This window comes from Bradyrhizobium commune, from assembly GCF_015624505.1.
In the GTDB taxonomy this organism is placed as follows: Bacteria; Pseudomonadota; Alphaproteobacteria; order Rhizobiales; family Xanthobacteraceae; genus Bradyrhizobium; species Bradyrhizobium commune.
In genome coordinates, this window is the sequence record NZ_CP061379.1 from 4169127 (window position 1) to 4185120 (window position 15994).

Here is a 15994-nt window from a genome sequence, read left to right on the forward strand (position 1 = left end):
CGTCGCTTAGGCTCTAAGTAGGGTATTACCGAGCTTTCGCCAAGCCTCTAACACCCTATTGATGTCATCTGGTTCCGTGGACCAGCCCAGACTGAGGCGCACCGCTCCCTGGGCCACGGCGGGGTTGAACCCCATGGCCGAGAGCACGTGGGACGGCTGGACCTTGCCGGAGGAACAGGCCGAACCGGAGGATACGGCGATGCCTTCGAGGTCGAATCCGATGACAGCGGTCTCTGCCTTCAGGCCGGGCGCCGTAAACAGAACGGTATTTGGCAACCTCTTCACATCTTCCGAGAAGACCATGGCCCCAGCAGTGGCACGGATGCCATTTTCCAAGCGATCTCTGAGTGTTGTCATCCGCTCCGCATCCTTCGGCAGAGCCTGAAGCGCCACCTTCAGCGCCGCGCCGAAGCCGGCGATGCCCGCGACATTCTCGGTCCCCGCCCGGCGATTAAGCTCCTGCCCGCCGCCTTTCAAAACGGGTTCCAATCCCGCAACCCCCTCCGCCACGACCAGCGCGCCGATACCCTTGGGGCCACCGACCTTGTGCGCAGAAAAGGTCGCAAGGTCCGCGCCTACCGCGTTAATATTGAAAGCAATTTTGCCGAGCGCCTGAATCGCATCGACATGCAGCAGGCCGCCGGCCTCTTGAACGATCTTTGCGGCGTCCGCGATCGGCTGGAGCGCGCCGGTCTCGTTGTTGGCGGCCATGATCGAGACCAGCGCCGGCGGGCCGTCGCTGAGCAGCGCCTTCAGGTGGTGGAGATCAATGATGCCGGACCGGGTGACCCGGATCTGGCTGATGCGATCGGCGGGGAATCGGCCGCCTGCCAGCACCGAGGGATGCTCGATCGCGGAGACCAAGAGCCGCTGCACCGGCCCACTCGACGGGCCGCGCGTGCCGGGCGACAGCGCCAGCGCATTGGCCTCAGTTCCGGCGGAGGTGAAGACGACGTTCCGTGGCAACGCGCCCACGGCCGCCGCAAGCACCCCACGCGCGTCCTCGACCAGCCGCCGCGCCTCGCGCCCCTCGGCATGGACCGAGGATGGATTGCCGACCAGATCATAGGCCGCGACCATCGCCGCCCGCGCCTCGGCGCGCAGCGGCGTGGTCGCATTCCAGTCGAGATAGACGCGGCTTGGCATGACGCCCTCTTAGCACCTTTTGTCCTCGCGCCAATCGGGCGCCGCCGCACATCAGGCCGGCTGCTGCTGCGCGATCCTGGCCGGGGATCGGGGCTCCATCCGGAGGCCAAACAGCGGCCGCAGCCAGGCGATCCGCCGTGCGACCTCGTAGGTGACGAGACAGGTGAGCGCGGTGCCTGAGATCACGATGGCAGCTTCGCTGCCGGCTGACAGACCGCTACCCTGTAACCCGTGGGCGATCATGATGATCGCGGTCTGATGCACGATGTAATAGGGAAAGATCGCATCGGTCAGATAGCGGCGCACGGGGCCATCGGCCGCCGTCAGATGGCGTCGGGCAAAGCCGAGCACCGCGGCCATCGCGAGCCATTGGTAGCAGGCATAGACGGAGTTCGCGAACCATCGCAGCATCGGTGACCGCTCGAACAAGCCGGCATAAACGAGGATGAAGGCGATGAAGCAAGCGGCCGCAACCGCCAGAGCCACCCATCGTTGCCGTTCGATGTCGCGCCAGATGCCATCCTGGCGGGCGAGCAGGAAGCCGAGCAGGAACGTGGTCGCGAAATCCGCGTGGTTGTACCAGTCGCCGAACAGTGCATGCGTCGACGGGAAGACCGGGAACAGAAACAGCCGCCAGGCCGCAAACAGCAGGCACGGCAACACCAGCAGCCACGGGCCGCCGAGCACGGCCGCCAACCTTTCACCGATCCAATCGGCAGCAGCCGGCCACAGCGCCAGCACGCCAACCAGGGCCATCGTGTAGACCCAGAGATAGACCACGAACCAGAGATGGTTCCAGGTCGGCTGCACGATGCAGGGGTTCGGGCAGAACTGCGAGCCGAACGCCAGGTAGTGGTGGACGTAGAAATCAACGAAACCCTGGGGATAGCCGAGCGCCTCGATGATCTGGAGATAGGATTGCGGCGGCACGATCACGAGCATGCCGAAGATCAACGGAATCAGCAGGCGTGCCGACCGCGCGCGGGCGAAGGCGGCGAGGCTGTACTTTCCCAGCATGAAGCGGGTGGCGACGCCGGAGACCAGGAACAACAACGACAGCCGCCAGGGATTGAGCACCAGCATCACCGGCTCGAGCCACGTCAGCCGGTGCACGCTCTTGATGTGAAATCCCCAGGACACGTAGAGCATGCCGACATGGTAGAAGATCAACAGCCCGAAGGCTAAAATCCGCACCCAATCCAGATCGATGCGTCGTTCCGGGTTTGATGCTTGCTGCGGTGCTGACATGGTTTTGTGCTCCTTGAGCGGACGACAGACGCGGTTTTCGGGCCATGGCTGACGGCCAAAATGCGCCGGAAACGGAGCGCGTCGAGACGGTTTGGGATCAAGACCGGACGCGAGGGGACGAGGCGTCGCCGGCTGGGACGAGCGGATGGCGCGGCGGGATCAGTCGCGGCGACTGGACCATGTTCGGCGCGATCGCAGCCGTCTCGCTCGCCATCGGGGTAGTCAATGCACTCTCCGGCGCGCAGGACGCGGCCTGGCGCGGCGACAGTTACGATGTCGGCCGGCGGCTGTTCTGGGAGATGTCGAGCGTCATCGTCATCATGCTGCTGGTACCGATCCTGGTCCTCGCCGTCAGGCGCATACGGCGGACACCAAGCCTGGCGGCGCGGGCCGGAATCGGCGCGGTCGCCTTGATCGGTTTCTCGACCCTGCACATCGCCGGCATGGTGGGAATCCGGAAATTCGCGCTGTGGCTCGCCGGAAGCACCTACGACTTCCATTTCTCGATCGCCACCGTCCTGTACGAGTTCCGCAAGGATGCGGTGGCCGCTTTCCTGATCGGGGCAACGCTGTGGCTGATCGAGAGCAGGCGCGAGCTGAGGAAAGCCGCGCTCGCCGCCGTCTCCCCGCAGGCCGCTCCTCTGGAGCAACCATCCCCCGATCTGATCTGGCTTCGGGACGGCACCAGCCGCATTCGCGTCGCGCCGCGCGACATCCTGTGGGTCGCCTCCGCCGGAAATTACATCGAATACAGTCTCGCCAACGGCGCCCGGCATCTGATCCGGGGCACGCTGGCCGCGACCGAAAGCGAGCTCGCCCGCTTCGCCATCGTGCGCGTCCACCGGACCAGGCTTGCCAATCTCGACCGGGTCAGCGGCGTGGACTTCAAGCCGTCGGGCGATTTCGAGCTCACCTTCGACAATGGACAGACGCTTGGGGGCAGCCGCCGCTATCGGCCGGTGGTCGCTGGGCTCGGAGGCCGCATTGCGCCGGCGTGAATCAGCTCGCGGATCGTCCGACAACCGATAAACAATCGTGATTCCAATTGGTTGCTGCCGCAATGTCGGTCCTGGTCAATCCCAGCTGCTGTTGGCGTGACATCGGGATGACCGGCTAAGCTCTTGAGTGCATTGAGAGATGTCGAAGATGCTTGCTTTTTGCCCCGCAGCCTATGTTAGAACGCGGGCCGTCAAGTCACCGCGCGCCAAATTGCGCATCACCGCGAGGCGCACGCCTTCTCATCCCTCATTCGCGCTTTCGTCGGCATGACTGCCGATGAAGCCACAATCGGTTGATTGCTGAGGATCGTCTCCAGGAAATCAATCAAGAGATCATCCATGCCTGAAGTTATTTTCGCCGGCCCTGCTGGCCGTCTCGAGGGCCGCTATCACCCGGCCAAGCAGAAGAACGCGCCGATCGCGATGATCCTGCATCCGCATCCGCAGTTTCACGGCACGATGAACCATCAGATCGTGTATCAGTGCTACTACGCGTTTGCGCATCGCGGCTTCTCGGTGCTGCGCTTCAACTTCCGCGGCGTCGGCCGAAGCCAGGGCTCGTTCGACCACGGCACCGGCGAATTGTCGGATGCGGCCGCAGCCCTCGACTGGGCACAGACCATCAATCCCGAAGCGCGCGCCTGCTGGGTCGCGGGCTTCTCCTTCGGCGCCTGGATCGGCATGCAGCTGCTGATGCGCCGCCCGGAGGTCGAAGGCTTTATTTCAATCGCGCCGCCCGCGAACCTCTACGACTTCTCGTTCCTCGCGCCCTGCCCGTCCTCCGGGCTGATCGTGCATGGCGAGAAAGACGCGGTGGTGCCGCCGAAGGACGTCAACACGCTGGTCGAGAAGCTGAAGACGCAGAAGGGCATCGTGATCGACCAGCAGGTCATCCCCGGCGCCAACCACTTCTTCGACGCCAAGCTCGAGCCGCTGATGGAGACCATCACGGCCTATCTCGACATGCGTCTTGCCAACGTGCGCTAAGACATTCGGCCTGAGCGCACTGCGCTCAGGCCGCAAGCTTCAAGAGATGCGCGTCGTGCCGCACCAGGAAGGCGCGCAGCAATTGCGGATAGTCCGCGCCGACCGCTGAGCGCACGCTCGGACGCTTTGCAAGCTCATCTCGCCAGGCGCAGACCTTCGGTAGATCACTGAAGATGCCGAGCTCAGTTAGCTCGTCGAACACATCGAAATAGCGGAAGATCGGTGCGAACACCGCATCGACCAAGCCGAACCGCTCGCTGGCGAAATAAGGCCCCGCTCCGAGTGCAGCCTCGACACGCGAAAATTTCGCCGCAAGCGCCTGACGCTTGCTTTCGAACGTCGCCGGATCCGTCGTCGTCTCCAGTCCCCAGAGATCGCCTAGGATCGCCGAGCCGAACTCCATCCAGGCGCGGTGCTCGGCGCGCTTCAGGGCATCGGCTGGATGCAGCTTCGCGCCCGCTTGCGTCTCCTCAATGTATTCGCAGATCACGTTGCTCTCGAACAGCGCGACCTCGCCCTCCTCGGTCGTCACCACCAGCACCGGCACCTTGCCGAGCGGCGACAGTTTCAGGAACCAGTCGGGCTTGTTGGCGAGATCGATGTCGATCCGTTCGAACGGTACGCCCTTCTCCTTGAGCGCGATCACCGCGCGCTGCACGTAGGGGCAAAGCTTGTGGCTGATCAGTTTGAGCGAAACGGCCATGGCGACGATCCCGGCAGTTAGATGCAACTGCATCCAATATAGATGCATCCGCATACATCCGTCAAGATCGATGCATCTGCCTCCACCATCACCAACCTCAAGGCCTGGCGATCACCCCGCCCGTCATCGGCATCGGCACACCCGTGGTGGCCGGGTAGGACAGCGGCAGGCCCTTGAGCCCGCGCGCGGCGAGGAAGCCGAAGGCCTGCGCCTCGATTGCGTCGGAGGCCCAGCCCAGCGTCTCGGCGGCCTCGACAGTCGCCGAGCCCACCCGCTCCCGCAGCATGCGCAGCATGGTGAGGTTGCGCGCGCCGCCGCCACAGACGATCCAGCTGCGCGGCCGCCGCGGCAGCAAGGGAATGATGCGCGCGATCGCGGCGGCCGTGAAAGCGGTGAGCGTCGCAGCGCCGTCGGCCGGCGGCACATCGCCCAGCCTCAGCGCAGCAAAATCGTTGCGGTCGAGCGATTTCGGTGGCGGCGATGCAAAGAACGGCAGCTCCAGCGCCTGCGCGATCCACGCCTCATCGACCTTGCCGAGGGCTGCGAACTTGCCCTCCGCATCGAAGGCCTGGTTCATGGTGCGGTACATGAAATCATCAAGCAGCGCGTTGCCGGGCCCGGTGTCGCAGGCGATCAGGGTGTCGTTGCCGTCGACATAGGTGATGTTGGAGACACCGCCGATATTGACCACGCAGATCGGCCCTTCGCGCTCCAGCGCTTGCGTCAGCGCGCGGTGGTAGACCGGAACGAACGGCGCGCCCTGGCCGCCGGCGGCGACGTCAGCGGCGCGAAAATCGTGCATCACGGGAATATGGATCGCCCTGGCGAGTGCCGGCGCATCGCCGATCTGGACCGTCAGCCGCCGCTCGGGGCGATGCAGCACGGTCTGGCCATGGAAACCGACGATGTCGATCTCTTCTGGCTTCATGCGGTTCTGGGCGACGAAGGCGGCCACCGCCTCGGCATGGGCCAGCGTCACCGCGCGCTCGGCCTCGGCCAAAATGCCCGGCCGTGCATCGCGTTGCGGCAGGTGCACGGCTTCGCTCAGCGCCTGGCGCAGCAGACTGCGCTCGGCCGGGCTATAGGGCCGGTAGCCGGACGGGCCGAACGCCTTCACCTGCTTTCCGTCGGTTTCGATCAGCGCGACATCGACCCCGTCAAGCGAGGTGCCGCTCATCAAACCGAGTGCCGTCAACATCATCTCAAGCTGGCCCCGACGCCCGACTTGTATCAAACAAGTACATCTTATAATGCCACAGCGCGCTTTTTTGCGGCAGCCCGGCAGGCGCCGGTTCCGCAACTTGCCGCAATGAACGTAAAATAAGAATGGTCAGGCCCGCCTACAGATGACTGCATTTAAATCGGATTTCCTCAATACCTTGCAGGAACGTGGTTTCGTCCACCAGTGCTCCGATTTCGAGGGGCTGGACGCGCTTGCCGCCAAGGGCGAGGCAACCGCCTATGTCGGCTACGATTGCACCGCGCCCTCGCTGCACATCGGCAACTACCTGACCATGATGATGCTGCACTGGCTCCAAGAGTCCGGCAACAAGCCGATCACGCTGATGGGCGGCGGCACCACCATGGTCGGCGATCCCTCCGGCAAGGACGAGACGCGCGCGATCCGCACTGTCGCCGAGATCGAGGCCAACAAGGAATCGATCCGCGGCGTGTTTTCGAAAGTGCTGCGCTATGGCGACGGCAAGAGCGACGCCATCATGCTCGACAACGCGGAGTGGCTGACCAGGCTCAACTGGATCGAGATGCTGCGCGACGTCGGCCGGCATTTCTCGGTCAACCGCATGCTGACCATGGACTCCGTGCGGCTGCGTCTCGAGCGCGAACAGGAGATGAGCTTCATCGAGTTCAACTACATGGTCTGCCAGGCCTACGACTTCGTCGAGCTCGCCAAGCGCGCCGGCTGCAAATTGCAGATGGGCGGCTCGGACCAGTGGGGCAACATCATCATGGGCGTCGATCTCGGCCGCCGCATGGGCACGCATCAGCTGTACGCGCTGACGACGCCGCTGCTGACCACCGCCTCGGGCGCCAAGATGGGCAAGACCGCGCAAGGCGCGGTCTGGCTCAACGCGGACCAGTTCAGCGCTTACGATTTCTGGCAGTACTGGCGCAACACCGAGGATGCCGACGTCGGCAAATTCCTGAAGCTGTTCACGACGCTGCCGATGAGCGAGATCCGGAAGCTCGAGGCGCTCGCAGGCTCAGAGATCAACGAGGCCAAGAAGGTGCTCGCCACCGAGGCGACAGCGCTGCTTCACGGCCGCGATGCCGCGGACGCGGCGGCGGAAACCGCACGACGCACGTTCGAGGAAGGCGCGCTCGCCGAGAGCCTGCCGACCGTGGAAATTCCGCGTGGCGAACTCGATGCCGGCATCGGCGTGCTCAACGCCTTCGTCAAGGCGGGCCTCGTCGCCTCCAATGGCGAGGCGCGGCGCCAGATCAAGGGCGGCGGCCTGCGCGTCAATGACGAGCCCGTCACCGACGAGAAGATGACGCTCTCGGCGGCCAATCTGACGCCGGAAGGCGTGATCAAGCTGTCCTTCGGCAAGAAGAAGCACGTCCTCATCAAGCCTGCATAGGCGTATGAGCTTTTGATGCTTGTCAGGGCGCGCTGGTGCGCGCTCCCTGACGGGCAATGGATCAGAACACGCCCAGGGAACAGATCGGCAGCACGCAGCAAGGTGCCGTACGCACCGCGCTCGTCGTGCTCGCGCTGTGTTTCACGCTGGCTGTGCTCGGGCGCGGCCTGAGCGAAAGTTTTACGGTTTTCCTCAAACCGATCTCGGAAAATTTCGGCTGGGATCGTGCGCAGGTCGTCTCGATCTACTCGCTGACCTGGCTCATCAGCGGACTGACCGCACCTTTGGTCGGGCGCCTGTTCGATCATTCCGGACCGCGCATCGTCTACGCGCTCGGGCTGCTCCTGCTCGGCTCGGCCTTCCTGATTGCTGCGCATGCGCAATCGCTCTGGCAATTCCAGCTCTCGATCGGCATCTGCGTCGGCATCGGCGTTGCCTTCATCGGCAATGTGCCGAACTCGATCCTGCTCGGCCGCTGGTTCGGGCCGCGGCTGCCGACCGCAATGGCTGTGGTCTATTCGGCAATGGGCGGCGGCGTGCTGGCGCTGCTGCCGGCCTCGCAACTGCTGATCGATCATCTCGGCTGGCGCGAGACCTATCAGCTGTTCGGGTTCGCCGCATTGGGCCTGCTGGTGCCGCTGATGCTGTTGCCATGGCGGCGGTTCGCGGCGGGCTCGCCGCACGTCGCCAAGAAGACCGATCCGGATTTCATCGACGACGGCTGGACGCTTGTGAGCGCGATCCGCCACCACGCGTTCTGGGCGCTGTTCTCGACCTTCTTCTTCACCGCCGTCGGCATGTATGCGATCGCCGCGCAAATCGTTGCCTACCTGATCGACGCGGGCTTCCCGCCGCTCCAGGCCGCGACGGCCTGGGGCTTTTCCGGCGTCGTACTGGTGTTCGGCATGTTGGGGGTGTCCGCGCTCGACGGGCTGATCGGGCGGAGGCCTTCGGTGCTGCTGAGCTACGCGATCTCGATCCTGGGCATCTTCCTGCTCTGGCTGTTGCAGTATGATCCGAACGTCATCCTGCTAATCGGCTTCGTCGTCTGTTTCGGCAGCATGATGGGCTCGCGCGGACCGCTGATCACCGCAACCGCAATGAAGATTTTTCGGGGCAAGCGGGTCGGCACCATCTACGGCACCATCTCGATCGGCAGCGGGTTCGGCTCGGCATTCGGTTCCTGGAGCGGCGGCCTGATCCACGATACGACGCACGGCTACAACGCGTTGCTTGTCTTCGCACTTGCGAGCGTGGTGCTCGGGATGATCCCGTTTCTGATCGTGCCCGCCTTGCGGCGCTAGGCGCTCCTACAGGTAACCTTCGTGTAACCGGGGAACTACGGGCGCGCGTGACCCGACCAGGTGTAAAAAAATGCGGACGACGCACGGCTCAAACCCCGGCCTGCGGTGTTTTGTCGACATGACAAAAATGTCAGCGCGAATTGATCCGGCGCGACTTGCGGGCTGGAACCGGATGCGATCCAAGTCGCAGCATTGGATGGAGGGCATAAACCAATGGACTTTCCCTATCTCTCTCGCTTTCAACCGGTTCTCTTGAGCCTGTTCCGCTTCATCACCGGACTGCTGCTGTTCCAGTATGGCGTCGCAAAACTTTTCAAGTTTCCGGTGCTTCCCTACTTCGCCGACATTCCGCCGCTGATCTACGCAGCCGGCACGCTCGAGCTGGTGCTCGGCGCGACGTTGATGCTCGGCCTGTTCACCCGGCTCTCGGCCTTCATCCTCGCAGGTGAAATGGCCTTCGCCTACTTCATGGGCCACATGTTGAAGACCGGCACGCCGGTGTTCCTGCCGCTGCTCAATGGCGGCACCGCAGCGATCCTGTTCTGCTTCGCCTGCCTCTATCTCTCGGCCGCGGGCGGCGGCTTGGTCAGCGTCGACGCGCTGATGGGCAAGGAGAGCGCCGCGCCGGGCGGCGCCTTCGCGCGGCGCTGATCGCGCGGCATTGACGAGACAAGGCGGCGCCCGCGGCATCGCGGGCGCCGCTTTCCTTTATCGCGGGCCCAGCACGTTCCAGATCACGGCCAGCACCGCCATGAGCAATCCGAACATGACAATGCGGTGGACTAGTCTGCTCACTACCGCCGCACCAGGCTGCAGCCGCTCGACAGCGGCCTTGCCGATCCCGTCTGGCTGTCGCCTGACTGCGCCGACGGCAGCTCGTCGATCGGCGTGTTCTGCTTGCCGGTATTGAATTCGAAGATCTTGCGAAACAGGCCCGGCGCCATCGCCGAGATCGGATTGACGCGCATCACCGGTGCGGCCGGCGTGCCGACGACCTCATAGGTGACGCCGATCAATCCCTCGTTGTTGCCGCCGCCGAGGAAGATGCCGAACAACGGGATCTGACCAAAGATGTTGTTCACGCCGTACATCGGCACGAAGGTGCCGCTCATGCAAACCTGGTTGCCGGGATAGTCGATCGAGCCTTCGATGGTGGCGCCGATCATTGGTCCCTTGACGACGCCATCGCGGATCGTGAGCGCGCCGTTCTGGCGGGTGAACTCTGCGCGCAGCGCGTTGAAGGTGACGCCCCCGGGGGTGCCGTTCGGAGCGCCCGCGGCGACGCGCTCGAGCTGCGCCTCGCCCTTCACCGTGAAGTCGCGCACGTTGATGAGACCCTCGCGGGACGTGTTCGGCTCGGATGTCGGCGGCTCCATCGCCACCACCATCTGGCCGCCCTGGGCCTTGGTGTAGGTGTCGGTGAAGCGCAGCAATGCGCCCGCATCGTTGGTCTGGAGGTAGATCACCTCGCGGCTGCCCTGCGCGCGTCCGCCGCGCAAATCCGCCGCCACCGGCGTGTCTTTGCCGATCCTGCCGCTCAGCGAGAAGGCCCTGATGGCGCCACTACGCTTCGACATCTTGGCATCGACGCTGCGCATCGCCTCGCCGTTGAAGCCAGCGACCGCGCCGAGCTTCACGTCGACGTCGAAATCGACATTCTTCAGCTTGCTCTTGGAATCGTCCTTGGAATTGCCTGAGATCGCCGACTTCAGGAAGCCGCGACCGTCGAACACGTCGCCACGCATGGTACCCCTCACCACGCCATCCTGGCCACGTTCCACCTTCAACGACGCCTTGTCGCCATCGGACGGCGAGTAGGTCGGGAAGTTCGCATTCATGAGGTCGCCGTTCGGGTCGACTTCCAGCGAGCCCCTGATCGAGGCGCCGCCGCCTTCGACGACGATGTCCTCGAGCCGCGTCGATTGTGCCGTCGGCACCACCTTGAACGTGGCCTTGCTGGACTTGCCGGGCAGCTTGACCCAGCCGGGAAGGATGTTGTCGAGCTTGACCGAGGTGAGGTCGGCCTCGATGCCGAGTTTCGTGGTCTGGTCAGGACCGCCGGCAATCTTGCCCGACACCTTGACCGGTACCGAGCCGCTGACCGCCGGGCTCAGGTCGAAGCCCAGGCGCGCACGGCTGGCATCGTCCAGCGTCGTCTGCAATTTGACGTCGGCATCGCCCTCGGTCGGCTTGCGATAGTCGAGCGAGGCCGCCTGCCCGTTGATCTTGACGTCGCCCTTGACCTGATAACCCTGGTTGCTGGCGACGATCTTGAGATTGTTGGCCTCGAGCTTCTGGTTCATCACCAGCTTGTCGGCCGCAAAGCCGTTGAGGTCCGCGGTCACGGCGTAAGTGGTGTCGGCCTTGGTCAGCTCGCCCTTGACCGGCAGGCCAAGCTGGATGTTGGCCGAGAACGTGCCTTTGCTGGTGTTGGGATCGACCACGGTCGCCGACAGATCGCTCAGGCGATCATTGGCGAGCATTTCTGCCGCCGCCGGCACGGGCCCGTCGACTCGGAATCTGGTCCGCGACGGCGATGGTTTCGGTGCCATGTCCGGCACCTCGAAGATGAAATCGGAGATCGTGACCTTGCGGCCCGCGGGCGTGTCGGCAATGCCTTGCCCGATATTCACGGTCGCCGTGCGCCCGGTCACGTGCGCCTTGAGGTCGGCATCGTGCACCACGGGCATGCCGTCGACGGGACGGACCGCGACACCGCTCGCGACGATGTTGACGGACAGACCGTCGTCGGGAATCGGCGGCCCCTTGCGGGGAAGGTTACGCGTCGGCGAATTGACGCCGACCTCGATGCGCTGAAGCGTGCCGCGCTCGATCCGCTCGATCACCCATTGGCGAAGCTCCGGCACGATCAGCGTCGGCCACATCCGCTTCAGCGCGGACGCCGACATCGGCGTTCCCGCAAAGCCGAGCGTCAGGCGCGGCTCGCCCGAATAGTCGATCGCGCCGGTGCCGGCGACACCGATCTCGCCGTTGGAGATGTCGGCTTGCGTCAGCAGCAGCCGCTTGTGGTCGGTGTCGAAGCGGAATCCGATCGCGATGCGGTTGAAGACGAGCGGCGGCTCGTTGTCGATGCCGCCGAGCAGGATCGAGCCGCCGCTGAAGCCGAGCTGCCAGTCGTTGGTGGTGCCGTTCGGCGGCTCGAGATGGGCCAGCAGCGTCAGGCGGTTGGCGCCGGAAAGGATCTTGAACGGCGCCACCAAGACGCGACGGCTTGCGTCCCACTCGACATTGATCTCGGCCGAGTCGATCGCCATCGGATAGTCGGGCGTATCGGTGTCGGTGATGTTGCCCGCACCGATCGTGACCTTGCCGCGGAAAAATGTCGGCACGCCGTCGCGTCCGAGCTCGCCCTTGAGCTCGCCGGTCAGCGGCAGATCGGCAGTGTAAGTCAGATCCTTCACCCGCAGTGCCAGCAGGATGTTGGACGTCGAGACCTTGTCGGCACGGATATCGACGGAACGCACGCCATACTCGGCTGGTCCGATCGTGGCGCGCAGCGACCACGGATGCGCGCCTTCTTCGCCGACGCTGAGCGCGACACCGCCATGGCTTGGCCGGCGCAGGCTGAGCGTGATGTTCTCAAACGCCCATTTGCTGCCGCGCTGCTGATCGTCGACGATCAGATTGCCGTTCTTGAGACCGATCTCGTTGAGGTTCTGGCCGTCGAGACCGGTCATGCTCAGGCTGTCGAGCCAGTCGAGGCCCTGAAGAATACCGTTCTGCGCGATGGCTTGAGGTGCAGCCTGGGACGCGTCGGGGCTCGCAGGCGCTGTCGCGACAGGAGGCGGCGCAACTCCGTTGCGCGGGAAAGTCGGCGGCAAGCCCGCTTCCCTCTTGGAGGCGACGCCGGTTGCTAGCGGTTTCGCGGTGTCGCCCGCCGACACCGTGACGGTCCCGTCGGGGGCGATCCGGATCGCAAGCTCCGCATCGACGAGATTGAGGCTTTCGGCGCGCAGCTGCCCCGTCAGCAGCGCCGCACCCGACAGCCTCACCTCGGCCTTTGGCGCGCTGGCAACGATGGCACGGTCGTGATCGCGCACGATGATGTCGCGGATACGCACGGCAATGCGAATCCGCCCGGCCCGCTCGATCTGGGTGCCGCCGACCTCGACCGTGTTGCCGTGGCCGATGTTGTCCTCAATGGCGGCGGCGAGCCACGGCGTCGCCATATCGAGGTTGATGGGGCCGGCGCCAAGACGCCACCACAGCGCACCAAAACAGCCGACGAAGATGACGATGAGCGTGCCGAGCACGACGGCGAGCCGGCGAAGCCAGCGTCCGCTCGGCAGCAACCGCCAAAACCACGAGAAACTGTCACCGACACGGAAGCGCGAACTGGAACGCGACAATAGGCGGCGCGCGCGATGGCCCGCCTCCTCCTCCTGATCGGGATCCCAGTCGGCTTCGTCCCATTCCGGCGGCTCCTGGTGGCCGCCGCGCCGATCGAAATCGCGAGTGTGATCCTGGGGCGACGTATTCCTTGCCATTGCCTCTCGATACAGGCGCCCGTCGTAGGATTGAGCGCCGCCGGGTCCGCCGCCATCGACGGGGATCGAAGCTCCCCGCCCCGGCATTGCCGCCATATCTCGGATGTTCCTGCTGTTCGTCATTTCGCCCCGGGAGCGCGTTCAACGAGCAGTGGGGTGGTGCGTGGAATTCCTTGTAACCATACTCCTGCGCCGCCAAACTTGCCCAGCCGAGGGCGCGAATCCGGCATGCCGGACGAGAGCTGCAATACCGCTTTGGTTGACCCGCCGAAAGCGACGAAAGGAAGGCGTATGTCCAAGAAATCCCGAAAGAAATCGTCCAAAACGTCCTCCGGCAGTCCGACAGCTAAAAAGAAGGCCGCGAAAACGCGGGCATCTGCTCAAACACGTCCCGCGAAGACAAAGCGGGCGACAACCAGCAAATCAACCAAGCCAACAGCAAAAGCAGCATCGCATAAGGCCGCATCGAAACGGTTAAAATCCTCTGAAAAGCCCTCTAAGCCCGCCGCCTCCAAACCTGTCTCTTCCACGCCCGCCCTGGCCGAAGGTCAGAAGGCCCCCACCTTCCATCTGCCCCGCGATGGCGGCAGCGTGGTGACGCTCGCCGATTATGCCGGCCAAAAGCTTGTCCTGTTCTTCTATCCCCGCGCCGACACGCCGGGCTGTACCCGCGAGGCGATCGACTTCACGCGGCTCAAGGACGCCTTCGCCAAGGCGGGCACGTCCGTGCTCGGCATCTCCGCCGATCCGTTAAAGGCCCAGGAGAAGTTCCGCGACAAGCACAGCCTCGACATTCCCCTGATCTCGGACGAGCAGCACGAGATGCTGGAGGCCTATGGCGCCTGGGGCGAAAAATCCATGTATGGCAAGAGCTTCCTCGGGATTCTTCGCACCACGGTGCTGATCGGATCCGACGGCAATGTGGCCAGGGTCTGGCGCAACGTCCGCGTCGATGGCCATGCGGACGAGGTGCTGGCGGCGGCAACAAGTCTTTAACCAGCCCGTTAAATTCGAGCGCTCCCGTTTCCGGAAAATTAACCATGACCGGCCCAGATTGCTGCGGCAATTGAGCCGCAAGGAACCGTTCCGACCGGCGCGGGAGTGCCGATGTCGAAAAGTTCTGCCCAATATTCGCAGTACCCCCAGCATCATCCCCACGACCACGGACGGGCCTTCAATCGTCGTCCGGCCGCCGCAGTTGCCGCCGCCATTCCCCTGCCCGCGACCGACGATGCCTACACTATCGTGCATCACGGCAAGCAGGTTCGCCTGGGGCCCGTGGTGTTCTGGATCGTGGTCGGCACCGTCGTTCTGCTCGGAGTATGGTCGGCAGCGACGGCTACCTATTTCGCGTTCCGCGACGATGTCCTGACCCGACTGATCGCCCGCCAGGCCGAGATGCAATATGCCTATGAGGACCGCATCGCCGAGCTGCGTGCCAAGGTCGACCGCACGACCAGCCGTCAGCTGCTCGACCAGGAGCAGTTCGACCAGAAGCTCGACCAGATCATGAAGCGCCAGACGGCGCTGGAGTCCCGGGCCACGGCGCTCGGCGCCATGCCTGACGTCACCGGATCGATCCCCCGCTCGACGCCGCAGCGTGGCGATGCGCCCCAGACGACGACGCAAGGCACGCCAAAACCGTCGCCAATCAGCGACACCGTGATTTTCGTGGCGCCGCCCGATCGCGAAGCCCGACTCGAATCGCGCGCGCCAACCGTGGTCGCGCCAACAGTCAGTCAATTCGCCAACAACCAGGGGTTTGACAACGTCCTGGTCCGACTGACGAGCTCGCTTGACCAGGTCGAGCGCCGCCAGATCGCGGCGCTCAGCGCTGTCGAGGAAGGCATGGATGCCCGCATGCGGCGGATGCGCGGCGTGGTCAGCGACCTCGGTTTGAACATGGCCAGCCTCGAGGCCGCCGTGCCACGGACCGCGATGGGCGGACCTTTTGTCCCCGTCAAACTCAATGCCAATGCGGGGCCGTTCGAGAAGCAGCTCTATCGTATCAACCTCACCCGCGCCGACATGGACCGGCTCAACCGCACACTGGCGCTCGTGCCCTATCGCAAACCCGTCATCGGCGAGGTCGAGTTCACCTCCGGTTTCGGCGTGCGCAGCGATCCCTTCCTCGGCCGCCCCGCGATGCACACCGGTCTCGACTTCCGCGCCTCGACCGGCGATCCCGTACGCGTCACTGCGAACGGCAAGGTGGTCTCGGCCGGCTGGTCCGGCGGCTATGGCCGTATGGTCGAGGTCGACCACGGCAACGGGCTCTCGACCCGCTATGGCCATCTCTCCGAGATCAGCGTCAAGGTCGGCGAGGTCGTGAAGATCGGCCAAGTTGTCGGCCTCGTCGGCTCGACCGGCCGTTCGACCGGCCCGCATCTGCATTACGAAACCCGCATCGACGGCGAAGCGGTCGATCCGCAGAAATTTTTGCGCGCCGGTGTGCGCCTGAGCGCGGGCTAGGCCCGCGTCGCTCTGTTGCGGCGGACAC

Annotated in this window: 12 protein-coding genes; 7 read left to right on the forward strand and 5 right to left on the reverse strand. The window is 64.4% G+C overall.

What is annotated here, in order from left to right; translation table 11 throughout:
- Positions 1 to 6: 6 nt before the first annotated feature.
- Both IC761_RS19650 and IC761_RS19655 read right to left on the reverse strand, forming a co-directional pair.
- Entirely contained in the window at positions 7 to 1146 is a 1140-nt protein-coding gene (locus IC761_RS19650; RefSeq protein ID WP_195798301.1) for a cysteine desulfurase family protein, read from the reverse strand.
- A 51-nt stretch (positions 1147 to 1197) separates the two neighbouring features.
- Positions 1198 to 2394, reverse strand: coding sequence for an acyltransferase family protein (locus IC761_RS19655; RefSeq protein ID WP_195798302.1), 1197 nt, complete (start codon positions 2392 to 2394; stop codon positions 1198 to 1200).
- A 44-nt stretch (positions 2395 to 2438) separates the two neighbouring features.
- On the opposite strand from IC761_RS19655, the gene IC761_RS19660 reads away from it, so the two are divergent.
- Positions 2439 to 3392, forward strand: a complete 954-nt coding sequence (locus IC761_RS19660; RefSeq protein WP_195798303.1) for a LytTR family DNA-binding domain-containing protein — start codon at positions 2439 to 2441, stop codon at positions 3390 to 3392.
- A gap of 339 nt (positions 3393 to 3731) precedes the next feature.
- On the forward strand, positions 3732 to 4379 hold the full coding sequence (locus IC761_RS19665; RefSeq protein ID WP_008143006.1) for an alpha/beta hydrolase: 648 nt from the start codon (positions 3732 to 3734) through the stop codon (positions 4377 to 4379).
- 25 nt (positions 4380 to 4404) lie between these two features.
- Here IC761_RS19665 and IC761_RS19670 read toward each other — a convergent pair whose 3' ends face one another.
- Positions 4405 to 5082: a glutathione S-transferase family protein gene (locus tag IC761_RS19670; RefSeq protein ID WP_195798304.1), complete on the reverse strand. Its 678-nt coding sequence runs from the start codon at positions 5080 to 5082 to the stop codon at positions 4405 to 4407.
- A gap of 97 nt (positions 5083 to 5179) precedes the next feature.
- On the reverse strand, positions 5180 to 6283 hold the full coding sequence (locus IC761_RS19675; protein WP_195798305.1) for an anhydro-N-acetylmuramic acid kinase: 1104 nt from the start codon (positions 6281 to 6283) through the stop codon (positions 5180 to 5182).
- A gap of 145 nt (positions 6284 to 6428) precedes the next feature.
- On the opposite strand from IC761_RS19675, the gene tyrS reads away from it, so the two are divergent.
- The 3 genes from tyrS to IC761_RS19690 all read left to right on the forward strand — a co-directional run bounded on the left by tyrS (position 6429) and on the right by IC761_RS19690 (position 9637).
- Positions 6429 to 7682 (forward strand): tyrosine--tRNA ligase, encoded by a 1254-nt coding sequence (gene tyrS / locus IC761_RS19680; RefSeq protein WP_195798306.1) that lies wholly within the window; start codon positions 6429 to 6431, stop codon positions 7680 to 7682.
- Between the two features lie 56 nt (positions 7683 to 7738).
- Positions 7739 to 8986 carry an MFS transporter gene (locus tag IC761_RS19685; protein ID WP_195798307.1) on the forward strand — a complete coding sequence of 416 codons (1248 nt, stop codon included), beginning with the start codon at positions 7739 to 7741 and terminating at the stop codon, positions 8984 to 8986.
- Positions 8987 to 9199: 213 nt separating this feature from the next.
- Positions 9200 to 9637 carry a DoxX family protein gene (locus IC761_RS19690; RefSeq protein ID WP_195798308.1) on the forward strand — a complete coding sequence of 146 codons (438 nt, stop codon included), beginning with the start codon at positions 9200 to 9202 and terminating at the stop codon, positions 9635 to 9637.
- 143 nt (positions 9638 to 9780) lie between these two features.
- Here the strand turns inward: IC761_RS19690 and IC761_RS19695 are convergent, their stop codons facing one another.
- Positions 9781 to 13581 carry a YhdP family protein gene (locus tag IC761_RS19695; RefSeq protein ID WP_195804710.1) on the reverse strand — a complete coding sequence of 1267 codons (3801 nt, stop codon included), beginning with the start codon at positions 13579 to 13581 and terminating at the stop codon, positions 9781 to 9783.
- A 204-nt stretch (positions 13582 to 13785) separates the two neighbouring features.
- Between IC761_RS19695 and IC761_RS19700 the strand changes: the two genes are divergently transcribed.
- Positions 13786 to 14490, forward strand: a complete 705-nt coding sequence (locus IC761_RS19700; RefSeq protein ID WP_195798309.1) for a peroxiredoxin — start codon at positions 13786 to 13788, stop codon at positions 14488 to 14490.
- A 111-nt stretch (positions 14491 to 14601) separates the two neighbouring features.
- Complete coding sequence (locus IC761_RS19705) at positions 14602 to 15966, forward strand: M23 family metallopeptidase (RefSeq protein ID WP_195798310.1); 1365 nt, start codon at positions 14602 to 14604, stop codon at positions 15964 to 15966.
- Positions 15967 to 15994 lie beyond the last annotated feature (28 nt).